Source organism: Microbulbifer maximicatervae (SeqCode), assembly GCF_052468295.1.
This window is the reverse complement of the sequence record NZ_CP174340.1, coordinates 5182151-5195381: the sequence shown is the minus strand read 5'-3', so window position 1 is coordinate 5195381 and position 13231 is coordinate 5182151. Positions and strand designations below refer to the sequence as shown.

Annotated in this window: 7 protein-coding genes; all 7 read right to left on the bottom strand. The window is 55.4% G+C overall.

The window, feature by feature from the left end; translation table 11 throughout:
• Positions 1-70 precede the first annotated feature (70 nt).
• Positions 71-2176 carry an elongation factor G gene (gene fusA, locus ACJJIQ_RS22925; protein WP_282934400.1) on the bottom strand — a complete coding sequence of 702 codons (2106 nt, stop codon included), beginning with the start codon at positions 2174-2176 and terminating at the stop codon, positions 71-73.
• A gap of 90 nt (positions 2177-2266) precedes the next feature.
• Complete coding sequence (gene rpsG, locus ACJJIQ_RS22920) at positions 2267-2737, bottom strand: 30S ribosomal protein S7 (protein ID WP_152451131.1); 471 nt, start codon at positions 2735-2737, stop codon at positions 2267-2269.
• A gap of 110 nt (positions 2738-2847) precedes the next feature.
• The gene (gene rpsL / locus ACJJIQ_RS22915) at positions 2848-3222 is read right to left on the bottom strand and encodes a 30S ribosomal protein S12 (RefSeq protein WP_108731651.1); all 375 of its coding nucleotides are present in this window, start codon (positions 3220-3222) and stop codon (positions 2848-2850) included.
• Between the two features lie 250 nt (positions 3223-3472).
• Positions 3473-7702, bottom strand: a complete 4230-nt coding sequence (gene rpoC, locus ACJJIQ_RS22910) for a DNA-directed RNA polymerase subunit beta' (RefSeq protein ID WP_282934401.1) — start codon at positions 7700-7702, stop codon at positions 3473-3475.
• Positions 7703-7837: 135 nt separating this feature from the next.
• Positions 7838-11911: a DNA-directed RNA polymerase subunit beta gene (gene rpoB, locus ACJJIQ_RS22905; protein WP_282934402.1), complete on the bottom strand. Its 4074-nt coding sequence runs from the start codon at positions 11909-11911 to the stop codon at positions 7838-7840.
• 298 nt (positions 11912-12209) lie between these two features.
• Complete coding sequence (gene rplL / locus ACJJIQ_RS22900) at positions 12210-12578, bottom strand: 50S ribosomal protein L7/L12 (protein ID WP_282934403.1); 369 nt, start codon at positions 12576-12578, stop codon at positions 12210-12212.
• Between the two features lie 77 nt (positions 12579-12655).
• Positions 12656-13150: a 50S ribosomal protein L10 gene (gene rplJ, locus ACJJIQ_RS22895; RefSeq protein ID WP_282934404.1), complete on the bottom strand. Its 495-nt coding sequence runs from the start codon at positions 13148-13150 to the stop codon at positions 12656-12658.
• Positions 13151-13231: the final 81 nt, after the last annotated feature.

Genomic DNA, 13231 nt, shown 5'->3' with positions numbered 1-13231 from the left:
ATGTCCTCTAGCTAAAAGTTTGCCAAAGGGGCCCCAGCTGTTGGCCCGGCCCCCTTTAAGCAGAAGTTAATTAGGCCTTAGTCTTGGCGATGATCTCATCGGCAACATTTTTCGGCGCTTCGGCGTACTTCAGGAATTCCATGGTGTAGGTAGCACGGCCCTGAGTAGCAGAACGCAGGTCGGTTGCGTAACCGAACATTTCTGCCAGAGGTACTTCCGCATTGACAACCTTACCGGAGGGGTTGTCTTCCATACCCTGGATGAGGCCACGGCGACGGTTGAGGTCACCAACCACATCACCCATGTTCTCTTCCGGAGTTACCACTTCCACCTTCATCATCGGCTCGAGCAGTACCGCACCGCCCTGACTGGACAGCTTCTTGGTCGCCATAGAACCGGCGATCTTAAACGCCATTTCATTGGAGTCCACATCGTGGAAGGAACCGTCGTACAGAGTCGCCTTCAGGCCCAGCAGCGGGTAGCCAGCCAGAACACCGTTCTTCATCTGCTCTTCGATACCTTTCTGTACCGCAGGAATGTATTCCTTCGGTACCGCACCGCCCACGATTTCGTTAACGAATTCCAGACCTTCCTGAGACTCGTCTTCGGCGGGCTCAAACTTCACCCATACGTGACCGTACTGACCGCGACCACCGGACTGACGAACGAACTTACCTTCGATCTCAGAGGTGTTGCGAATAGTTTCACGGTAGGCAACCTGAGGCTTACCGATGTTCGCTTCAACGTTGAACTCACGCTTCATGCGGTCAACGATGATATCCAGGTGCAATTCACCCATACCGGAGATAATGGTCTGACCGGTTTCCTCGTCAGTCTTCACGCGGAAGGACGGATCTTCCTGGGCCAGCTTGCCGAGGGCAATACCCATTTTTTCCTGGTCCGGCTTGGACTTGGGCTCAACCGCAACAGAAATTACCGGCTCGGGGAACTCCATACGCTCCAGAACAATCTTGTTGGCTTCGGAGCACAGGGTGTCACCAGTGGTTACGTCTTTCAGACCAATCGCAGCAGCGATGTCACCAGCCAGTACTTCTTTAATTTCCTGACGATCGTTGGAGTGCATTTGCACCATACGACCGACACGCTCTTTCTTCATTTTTACGGAGTTGTATACCGCAGTACCGCTCTCCAGCTTACCGGAGTAAACACGGAAGAAAGTCAGGGTACCAACGAAGGGGTCGGTAGCAATTTTGAACGCCAGTGCAGCAAACGGCGCGTTGTCGTCAGCTTCGCGGCTCTCAACAGTTTCGCCATCTTCCAGAGTACCTTCGATCGCCTTAACTTCAGTCGGCGCCGGCAGGTATTCGATAACTGCGTCCAGTACAGCCTGTACACCCTTGTTCTTGAACGCAGAACCGCCCAGAACCGGTACAATTTCGTTGGCCAGGGTACGCTGACGGATAGCTGCCTTGATTTCTTCTTCGGACAGCTCACCTTCTTCCAGGTATTTTTCCATCAACTCTTCGCTGGCTTCAGCGGCCGCTTCTACCAGGTACTCGCGCATTTCGTCGCACTCGTCCTGCAGCTCAGCGGGGATGTCAGCGTAGTCGAAAGTCATGCCCTGGTCGGCTTCATTCCACAGAATGGCCTTCATCTTCACCAGGTCAACAACACCCTTGAACTCGTCCTCAGAGCCGATGGTCATCTGCAGAGGTACAGCATTCGCGTTCAAGCGGTCTTTCAGCTGACTCACAACGTTGCGGTAGTTCGCACCGGCGCGGTCCATTTTGTTTACAAATACCATGCGCGGTACTTCGTATTTGTTCGCCTGGCGCCATACGGTTTCAGTCTGAGGCTGAACACCAGAGGAGCCACACAGTACAACAACAGCACCGTCGAGTACGCGCAGGGAGCGCTCAACTTCAATAGTGAAGTCAACGTGTCCTGGGGTATCGATGATGTTTACGCGGTGCTGGTCGAACTGCTGCTGCATGCCAGACCAGAAACAGGTAGTTGCAGCAGAAGTAATGGTGATACCACGCTCCTGCTCCTGCTCCATCCAGTCCATGGTGGCAGCACCTTCGTGTACTTCACCAATTTTGTGGGATAGACCAGTGTAGAAAAGTACGCGCTCGGTAGTAGTGGTTTTACCAGCGTCTACGTGGGCACAGATACCGATGTTACGGTAACGTGCGATGGGCGTTTTACGTGCCACAGTTGTATCCTCGATATAACGGCAAAAGGCAGCCTGGAATTTTCCGTGCTGCCTTTCGGTATTAATTTCCGATGTTGGTATTCATCAGACTTAGAAGCGGTAGTGAGAGAATGCCTTGTTGGCTTCTGCCATGCGGTGTACATCTTCACGCTTCTTGACCGCGCCACCCTTGTTTTGGGCTGCATCGATCATTTCGTTGGCCAGACGCTGAGCCATAGATTTCTCACCGCGCTTACGGGAGAACTCCACCAACCAACGCATTGCCAGAGCCGTACGACGCGAGGGGCGCACTTCTACAGGCACCTGATACGTCGCACCACCAACACGGCGGGACTTTACTTCCACCATAGGCGCGATATTTTCCAAAGACTCCTCGAATACTTCGATCGGATCTTTGTTCAATTTTTCAGAAATAGTTTCAAGCGCACCGTATACGATACGCTCTGCAACTGACTTCTTGCCGCTGATCATGACGTGGTTCATGAACTTGGCCAGGGTGACGTTCCCGAACTTGGGGTCCGGTAGCACTTCGCGCTTGGCGACTACTCGTCTTCTCGGCATGGGTATTGCCTCTCTTCAGGGTTATTCTGAGACGCCGCCGTAAAACATTACAATCCGGCGAGCTCAGCCTTACTCCGGTTGGAAACCGAAACGCAAATCGTTAAAGGTGATTAACCTTTAGGACGCTTGGCGCCGTACTTAGAACGGCCCTGCTTGCGATCGTTTACGCCGGCACAGTCAAGTGCACCGCGTACAGTGTGGTAGCGCACACCCGGCAGGTCTTTTACACGACCGCCGCGAATCAGCACCACGCTGTGCTCTTGCAGGTTGTGGCCTTCACCACCGATGTACGAAGTTACTTCGTAACCGCTGGTCAGACGCACACGGCAAACCTTACGCAGTGCAGAGTTCGGCTTCTTCGGTGTAGTGGTGTACACACGAGTGCAAACTCCGCGACGCTGCGGGCTAGCCTGCAGAGCAGGAACGTCGCTTTTTTCAACTTTGCGTTTTCTCGGCTTACGAACCAACTGGTTGATCGTTGCCATTAAAAATCACTCCAAAAATAAAATGCCCCCACCTCTAACAGTGAGGGCCTATCGTCTGTGTGTATCGTCCGATCCTGGGATCAAACGGAACACCCCACATAAGCGGGGGCCGCATTCTATAAGCGACAACCCGCCTAGTCAATCGGCGACGGAAGTAAGTGCTTACATCACAGACAGTCGCCAATATCAGATCGGGCACCTAAGTGCCCCAACCTACCCCACTCCACCAACAGATAGAGTGGGATACGCCTTATTCGCCTGAGGACTTCAGTGCCTCAGTCAGAGCCGCTTCAACCTCAGCTGCGGAAGGTCCTTCACCGAAGGCCTCTTCCAACTGCAGGCTGCGTTTGCGCTTGCGCTCGCTGTGGTAAGCCAGACCGGTACCAGCCGGGATCAAGCGACCCACTACCACGTTCTCTTTCAAGCCGCGCAGGTTGTCTTCCTTACCAGTTACCGCCGCTTCGGTTAGAACGCGAGTGGTTTCCTGGAACGAAGCCGCTGACAGGAAGGACTCAGTTGCCAGGGACGCTTTGGTAATACCCAGCAGCAGGCGCTCGAACTGAGCGGGCTGCTTGTTCTCGGCACGCAGCTGTTCGTTCTCTTCGATCACGCGCTGGTATTCAACCTGGTCGCCCTTAATCAAGCTGGAATCACCCATCTCGGTGACTTCAACTTTACGCAGCATCTGACGCACGATGGTTTCGATGTGCTTATCGTTAATGCCTACACCCTGGAGGCGGTAAACCTCCTGGATCTCGTTGGTGATGTAGCGAGCCAGCTCTTCAACACCTTTCAGGCGCAGAATATCGTGCGGGTTGGACGGGCCATCGGAGATAACCTCACCCTTCTCTACGGTTTCACCTTCGAACACGGTCAGCTGGCGGTGCTTTGGAATCAGAACCTCGTAGTGGTCCTTACCATTGGCCAGCGGCTTGCCGTCGCGCGGAGTAATCTGCAGACGAACCTTGCCTTTGGTCTCCTTACCGAAGGAAACGGTACCGGAGATTTCCGCCAGAATGGACGGCTCTTTCGGCTTACGCGCTTCAAACAGGTCGGCAACGCGGGGCAGACCACCGGTGATATCCTTGGTACCGCCGGATTCCTGCGGAATACGTGCAATTACGTCACCCACGTTCACCTGCTTACCTTCAGCCAGGCTGAGGATTGCACGCGGCGGCAAGGCGTAGTGCGCAGGCGCATTACTGTTAGCCAGAGTCAGCTCTTCGCCGTTCTCATCCAGCAGGGTTACCGCTGGGCGCAGGTCTTTACCCGCTGCCGGGCGCTCGGCCGGATCGATAATCTCGATAGAGGACAGGCCGGTGATATCGTCGGTCTGCTTGCGGATGGAGAGCCCTTCTTCCATACCGGACAGTTTCACCCAACCGGCAACCTCGGTGATGATCGGGTGGGTGTGCGGGTCCCACTTGGCCACGATCTGGCCACCGTCTACCTCGGCACCTTCGTAGACGCTGATCACAGCACCGTAAGGCAGCTTGTAGCGCTCGCGCTCACGACCGGCGCTGTCGGCAATCGCCAGCTCACCGGAACGGGACACGGCCACCAGAGTGCCGACTTCGGTTTTAACCGTCTTAACATTGTGCAGACGTACGGTACCGCCCTGCTTCACCTGGATGCTGTCCGCAGCGGAGGCACGGCTTGCAGCACCACCGATGTGGAAGGTACGCATGGTCAGCTGGGTGCCCGGCTCACCGATGGACTGTGCGGCAACAACGCCCACAGACTCACCCGGGTTGGCGCGGTGGCCACGGGCCAGGTCGCGGCCGTAACACTGGGCACAGATACCGTGTGCAGTCTCACAGGTGATCGGGGAGCGAACCAGAACCTCATCGATGCCCATGGCTTCGATGCGCTCTACCCACTTCTCGTCGATCATAGTGCCGGCAGAAACGGCGATTTCATCACTGCCCGGTTTCAGTACATCGCGGGCCACTACACGGCCGAGGATACGGTCACCGAGAGATTCGATAACGTCACCGCCCTCGATTACCGGCGCCATGGTCAGACCGTCGTCGGTGCCACAATCCAGCTCGGTAATTACCACGTCCTGGGCCACGTCAACCAGACGACGGGTCAGGTAACCGGAGTTAGCGGTTTTCAGTGCGGTATCCGCAAGACCTTTACGAGCACCGTGGGTCGAGATGAAGTACTGCTGTACAGTCAGACCTTCACGGAAGTTTGCCGTAATGGCGTTCTCGATAATGGAGCCATCCGGACGGGCCATCAGACCACGCATACCAGCGAGCTGACGGATCTGAGCTTCAGAACCACGAGCACCGGAGTCTGCGTACATATATACAGAGTTGAAGGAGTCCTGCTTGGTCTCGTTGCCCTCGCGATCGATCACCTTCTCTTTCTTGATACCGGCCATCATCGCCTGGGTTACCTTGTCGTTGGTGCGGGACCAAACATCGATAACCTTGTTGTACTTCTCACCCTGGGTTACCAGGCCGGAAGCAAACTGGCTTTCAATCTCTTTCACTTCCGCTTCAGCGGCATCGATCAGTTCAGCTTTCTCAGCCGGAATCTCAAAGTCGTTCACACCAATGGAGGAACCGGACTTGGTAGAGAAATCGAAACCGGTGTACATCAGCTGGTCGGCAAAAATAACCGTCGCCTTCAGGCCTACCTTACGGTAGCACTCGTTCAGGGCGCGGGAGATTGCCTTTTTCTTCATCGGCTGGTTGACGTGCGCAAACGGCAGGCCTTCCGGCACGATGTTCCACAGCAGCGCGCGGCCTACAGTGGTGTCCTGAATGGAGATAGTCTCGTGCTTCTCACCGTCTTCGCCGACGATATTTTCGCGGATACGTACTTTGATCTTCGCTTGCAGACCAACCTGCTTGGCGTAGAAAGCGCGGCTCACTTCTTTGATATCGGAGAAGAACATGCCTTCGCCTTTATCATTAACGCGCTCACGGGTCATCCAATACAGACCCAGTACCACGTCCTGGGACGGTACGATAATCGGCTCACCGTTGGCAGGCGACAGGATGTTGTTGGTGGACATCATCAGCGCGCGGGATTCCAGCTGCGCTTCGATCGTCAGCGGTACGTGTACCGCCATCTGGTCACCGTCGAAGTCGGCGTTATAGGCCGCACAAACCAGCGGGTGCAGCTGGATTGCCTTACCTTCAATCAGTACCGGTTCAAACGCCTGGATACCCAGACGGTGAAGGGTCGGTGCACGGTTAAGCAGTACCGGGTGCTCGCGGATCACTTCGTCGAGGATATCCCAAACGACAGCTTCCTCGCGCTCAACCATCTTCTTGGCAGCTTTGATCGTAGTGGCCAGGCCACGGGATTCCAGCTTGCCAAAGATAAACGGCTTAAACAGTTCCAGTGCCATCTTCTTGGGCAGACCACACTGGTGCAGACGCAGGGTCGGACCTACCACGATCACGGAACGACCGGAGTAGTCAACACGCTTACCCAGCAGGTTCTGACGGAAACGACCCTGCTTACCTTTAATCATGTCAGCCAGGGACTTCAGCGGGCGCTTGTTGGAGCCGGTGATGGCGCGACCGCGACGGCCGTTATCCAGCAGTGCGTCAACAGATTCCTGCAGCATGCGCTTTTCGTTGCGCACGATAATGTCTGGCGCGTTCAGCTCAAGCAGACGCTTCAGACGGTTGTTACGGTTGATCACACGACGGTAGAGGTCGTTCAGATCCGAGGTCGCGAAACGACCGCCATCCAGCGGTACCAGCGGACGCAGATCCGGCGGCAGAACCGGCAGAGCCTTCATCACCATCCACTCCGGGTTGTTGCCGGACTTGTAGAAGGCTTCCAGCAGCTTCAGGCGCTTGGACAGTTTCTTAATCTTGGTTTCGGAGTTGGTCGCCGGGATCTCTTCACGCAGGCGCTGGATTTCTGCGGGCAGCTCGATATCCGCCATCAGCTCCTGGATCGCCTCGGCACCCATCTTCGCTTCAAACTCGTCGGCGAACTCTTCCATCGCCTCAAAGTACTGCTCGTCATTCAGCAGCTGACCGCGCTCCAGGGTAGTCATACCCGGCTCGGTAACCACGTAAGATTCGAAGTACAGCACGCGCTCGATATCGCGCAGGGTCATGTCCAGCAGCAGGCCGATACGGGACGGCAGGGACTTCAGGAACCAGATGTGTGCAACCGGGCTGGCCAGCTCGATGTGACCCATGCGCTCACGGCGAACCTTGGCCTTGGTCACTTCAACGCCACACTTCTCACAGATAATGCCGCGATGCTTCATGCGCTTGTACTTACCGCACAGGCACTCGTAGTCTTTTACCGGGCCAAAGATCTTGGCACAGAACAAGCCTTCACGCTCAGGCTTGAAGGTACGGTAGTTGATGGTCTCCGGCTTTTTCACTTCGCCGTAGGACCAGGAGCGAATCATGTCCGGTGATGCCAGACCGATACGAATCGCATCAAACTCTTCCAGCTGCTCCTGGGACTTCACCAGATTTAATAAATCTTTCAAGGCCTTTCCTCCACTAGGGGGTAGTCAACCCGGCACTCGCACTAGCCGCCGGGCTAGCCAGCTGCCCCACTGCTTCGAGGGGCGCTGGCACTTGTCTCATTTCACCTGCCAACAGGCTTCGGTACGGGTTCGGATTTACTCGTGCTCAAGCTCGAAGTTCATACCGAGAGAGCGGATTTCCTTAACCAGTACGTTGAAGGATTCCGGCATGCCCGGCTCCATACGGTGGTCGGAGTCCACGATGTTCTTGTACATCTTGGTACGGCCTTCCACGTCATCGGATTTAACCGTGAGCATTTCCTGCAGGGTGTATGCAGCGCCGTAAGCTTCCAGCGCCCACACTTCCATCTCCCCGAAGCGCTGACCACCGAACTGGGCTTTACCACCCAGCGGCTGCTGGGTAACCAAGCTGTAGGAACCGGTAGAACGCGCGTGCATCTTGTCGTCTACCAAGTGGTTCAGCTTCAGCATGTACATGTAGCCCACAGTTACCGGACGCTCGAAAGCATCGCCGGTACGGCCGTCGTGCAGGGTGATCTGACCGGAGTCCGGGATATCGGCAAGACGCAGCAGCTGCTTGATCTCACTTTCATCGGCACCGTCAAATACCGGGGTCGCCATAGGTACACCGCGACGCAGGTTTTGCGCCATGGTCATGACTTCCTCATCGGAGAACTCGTCGAGTTCTTCCTTGCGTCCGCCAGTGGAGTTGTAGACCTCTTCCAGGAATCCGCGCACCTTGGCGATTTCCTGCTGCTCCTTGATCATCTTGTCGACTTTAACGCCGAGGCCTTTAGCGGCCATGCCCAAGTGCATTTCCAGAACCTGACCAACGTTCATCCGCGAGGGAACGCCCAGCGGGTTCAGGACGATATCTACCGGCTCACCGTTTTGGTCATAAGGCATGTCCTCAACGGGCTTGATTACGGAGATAACACCTTTGTTACCGTGACGACCGGCCATCTTGTCGCCCGGCTGGATGCGGCGTTTGATCGCCAGGTAAACCTTGACGATTTTCAGCACGCCCGGAGCCAGGTCATCGCCGGACTCCAGTTTCTTCTTCTTGTCTTCGAAGGCTTCGTCGAGCAGCTTGCGACGCTCTTTCAGCTGAGCTTCCGCTTTTTCCAGCTGATCGTTCAGGCTGTCGTCTTCCATACGCAGCTTGAACCAGTCTTCGCGCGGCAGAGCGGCGAGGACTTCAGCGGTCATCTCATCGCCCTTCTTAACACTCTTACCACCGGCGGCCTTTTGGCCCAGCAGAGCCTGTTGCAGACGCTCGAAGGTCGCACCTTCAACGATGCGGTATTCCTCGTTCAGATCCTTGCGAACCTCGTCCAGCTGTGACTTCTCGATATCGAGGGAGCGCTGGTCTTTCTGCAGGCCGTCGCGGGTAAATACCTGAACGTCGATCACCGTACCGCGAGTGCCACTGGGCGCGCGCAGGGAGGTGTCCTTAACGTCGGAAGCTTTCTCCCCGAAGATTGCGCGCAGCAGTTTTTCTTCCGGAGTCAGCTGGGCTTCGCCCTTCGGAGTGACCTTACCGACCAGGATATCGCCAGCGCCTACTTCTGCGCCGATGTATACGATGCCGGACTCGTCCAGCTTATTCAGGGCAGATTCGCCAACATTGGGGATATCCGCAGTAATTTCCTCACTGCCCAGCTTGGTATCGCGGGCAATACAGGTCAGCTCCTGAATGTGGATGGTGGTGAAGCGGTCTTCCTGTACAACGCGCTCACTGATGAGGATGGAGTCCTCAAAGTTGTAACCATTCCAGGGCATAAATGCGATGCGCATATTCTGGCCCAGAGCCAGCTCACCCAGGTCTACAGAGGGACCATCGGCGAGGATATCCCCACGGACTACACGATCGCCAGTATTAACGATCGGGCGCTGGTTGATACAGGTATTCTGGTTGGAACGGATGTATTTGGTCAGGTTGTAGATATCCACACCTGCATCACCGGCTTCCACCTCAGCGTCGGCCACGCGAACAACCACACGGCTGGAGTCAACGCGCTCAATAATGCCGCCGCGCTTAGCAACCACACACACGCCGGAGTCGCGCGCTACAGTGCGCTCCATACCGGTGCCCACCAGCGGCTTTTCAGCGCGCAGGGTCGGTACCGCCTGACGCTGCATGTTCGATCCCATCAATGCACGGTTGGCGTCATCGTGCTCAAGGAATGGAATCATCGCCGCAGCTACGGAAACCACCTGCTTGGCGGAAACATCCATATACTGGATTTCGCCCGGTGCTTTCAGGGTAAATTCGCCCTGGTGACGCACGCTGATCAGGTCATCAACAAAGTTGCCGTTGTCGTCTACTTCCGCAGACGCCTGGGCAATAATGAAGTTGGCTTCATTGATCGCGGACAGGTACGCAATTTCATCAGTTACCTTGCCGTCAACCACTTTGCGGTAGGCGCTCTCGAGGAAACCGTAATGGTTAGCGCGGGCGTAAGTAGCCAGGGAGTTAATCAGACCGATGTTCGGTCCTTCCGGCGTCTCAATCGGACATACGCGGCCGTAGTGAGTCGGGTGCACGTCGCGCACCTCAAAGCCAGCGCGCTCACGGGTCAAACCACCCGGGCCGAGGGCGGAAACACGACGCTTGTGAGTCACTTCCGACAGCGGGTTGTTCTGGTCCATAAACTGGGACAGCTGCGAGGAACCGAAGAATTCCTTAACGGCAGCGGCAACCGGCTTGGCATTGATCAGGTCCTGAGGCATCAGGCCTTCGGACTCCGCCATGGACAGACGCTCTTTAACAGCGCGCTCTACACGTACCAGGCCAACGCGGAACTGGTTTTCAGCCATTTCACCTACGGAACGCACGCGGCGGTTACCCAGGTGATCGATATCGTCGACCATGCCCTGACCGTTGCGGATATCGATCAGAGTCTTCAGAACTTCGACGATATCTTCTTTGCTCAGAGTGCCGGGGCCAGTCTCGTCTTCGCGACCCAGGCGGCGGTTGAACTTCATGCGGCCAACAGCGGACAGGTCGTAACGCTCGTCGGTAAAGAACAAGTTCTCGAACAGCGCTTCTGCGGACTCCTTGGTGGGCGGTTCGCCCGGGCGCATCATACGGTAGATCTCTACCAGCGCTTCCAACACAGTGCGAGAAGGCTCTGCACGCAGGGTGTCGGAGATAAACGGACCGCGATCCAGGTCGTTGGTGTACAGGGTTTGGAAACTCTTAACGTTCAGTACACGCAGCTTGGCGATTACTTCATCAGTAATCTCGGTGTTACAGTCGATCGCGATCTCACCGGTGGACTCATCGATGATGTCGTTCGCCAGTACACGGCCAAACAGGTACTCGAGCGGTGCTTCCAGCTTTTCTACGCCGGCCTTTTCCAACTGACGGATATGACGCGGGGTAATACGGCGACCCTCTTCGACAATCACCTTGCCCTGGCCGTCTTTGATGTCAAAGGAAGCAACATCACCGCGCAGGCGGGACGGAATCAGTTCCAGGCTGACGCGGTCTTCCAACAGCTCAAAGGTGCTGGTCTCGAAGAACATTTCCAGCATTTCCTGGGAGGTGTAACCCAGGGCGCGCAGCAGAATAGTCGCAGGCAATTTACGGCGGCGGTCGATACGCACGAATACCAGGTCTTTCGGATCGAACTCGAAATCCAGCCATGAGCCACGGTAGGGGATGACACGCGCGGCGTACAACAGCTTACCGGAAGAGTGAGTCTTGCCTTTGTCGTGATCGAAGAATACACCCGGGGAACGGTGCAGCTGGGATACGATAACGCGTTCGGTACCATTGATTACGAAGGTACCGTTGTCGGTCATGAGCGGAATCTCGCCCATGTAAACTTCCTGCTCTTTAATGTCCTTAATGGACTTATTCGCAGATTCTTTATCGTAAATAATCAGACGCACACGCACGCGCAGCGGGCATGCATAGGTTACGCCGCGCAGGGTACATTCCTTAACGTCAAAAGCGGGCTTACCCAGCGTATAACTTACGTACTCCAGGGCGGCATTGCCGGAATAGCTGACAATCGGAAATACAGATTTAAACGCCGCTTGCAGGCCAACGTCCATACGGTCGTCGGGGCGCTTGTCGGCCTGTGTAAAGTTGCGATAAGAATCGAGCTGTATCGCAAGCAGAAAGGGCACATCCATGACCTTAGGCAGTTTGCCAAAATCCTTGCGGATACGTTTTTTCTCAGTATATGAGTAAGCCATTCAAATTCCCCAGCTTGATCAGTGACAAGACTTCGTGGGACTCCGGTCCAGAGCCCCTCCGGGCGAGAAGCCTCTGGTCAGTGCAACTTGCCTGCACTGGCCAGAAACCTCTCCGCTTGCTTTTGGGTAGCGCTACTGCGCTATGGTTAAATGAGGTTTGCCACGGTTTTTAAATCCCGCCGGCACCGGTAAAAACCTCAGTACCGCAAACGGCAAAAAGGCCGGCGGACAAAAGTCCACCAGCCTTACCGCTACCCGCCGCTTTACGCGACAGCTAGCGGGAGACGCAAGAACCGAATTACTTCAGTTCTACAACTGCGCCAGCTTCTTCCAGCTCTTTCTTAGCTGCTTCAGCTTCGTCTTTGCTTACGCCTTCTTTCAGCGGGCTCGGAGCGCCGTCTACCAGACCTTTAGCTTCTTTCAAGCCCAGGCCAGTGATGCCGCGAACAACTTTGATCACGTTCACTTTCTTGTCGCCTGGGGAGGTCAGGATTACGTCGAAAGAGTCTTTCTCTTCAGCGGCAGCTTCGCCACCAGCTGGGCCAGCTACAACTGCTGCAGCAGCAGTTACGCCGAATTTCTCTTCCATTGCTTCGATCAGCTCAACAACATCCTTAACGGACATTTCGGCAACAGCATTGATGATATCTTCTTTAGTCAGAGACATGATTCAGTACCTGAATTGGTTTGAGCAGTAGCTGCTCGTATTTCGTTTTGAAACTGCGATTCGCTCTAGCGAATAAATTACGCAGCTTCCTGCTCTTTTTGGTCGCGAACGGCCGCAATAGTGCGAACCAGCTTGCCAGCAGATGCTTCTTTCAACACGCTCATCAGCTTGGCGATCGCCTCGTCGTAAGTCGGCAGGCTTGCCAACAATGCAACGTCGGTGATCGCGCCTTCGAAGGCAGCACCTTTCAGTTCCAGCTTGTCATTGCCTTTAGCGAACTGGCTCAGGATGCGCGCGCCGGCACCTGGGTGTTCGTTAGAGAATGCAATGATGCTAGGACCTACGAATTTGTCAGTCAGACATTCGTATTCGGTACCTGCCAGAGCGCGACGCGCCAGAGTATTGCGGACGACTTTCAACCAAACGCCGTTCTCGCGAGCCTCTTTGCGCAGAGTGGTCATGTCATTCACGGTTACGCCGCGGGAATCCGCAACAACCGCAGACAGAGCACCTTCAGCAGCTTGCTGGACATCTGCGACAATCGCTTTCTTGTCTTCGAGTCCAATAGCCATAGTGTCACTCCTGGATTTGAAAAAAACCGGACTTAAACGTCCGATCCGTTCCGGTGCATAAAGCTCAAATCCAGTAAAAAT

Excerpts from the sequence above, each read along its gene's own strand:
- rplL (WP_282934403.1), bottom strand. The coding sequence starts at position 12,578 with ATGTCTCTGACTAAAGAAGATATCATCAATGCTGTTGCCGAAATGTCC.
- rplJ (WP_282934404.1), bottom strand. The coding sequence starts at position 13,150 with ATGGCTATTGGACTCGAAGACAAGAAAGCGATTGTCGCAGATGTCCAG.
- rpsG (WP_152451131.1), bottom strand. The coding sequence starts at position 2,737 with ATGCCGAGAAGACGAGTAGTCGCCAAGCGCGAAGTGCTACCGGACCCC.
- rpoB (WP_282934402.1), bottom strand. The coding sequence starts at position 11,911 with ATGGCTTACTCATATACTGAGAAAAAACGTATCCGCAAGGATTTTGGC.
- rpsL (WP_108731651.1), bottom strand. The coding sequence starts at position 3,222 with ATGGCAACGATCAACCAGTTGGTTCGTAAGCCGAGAAAACGCAAAGTT.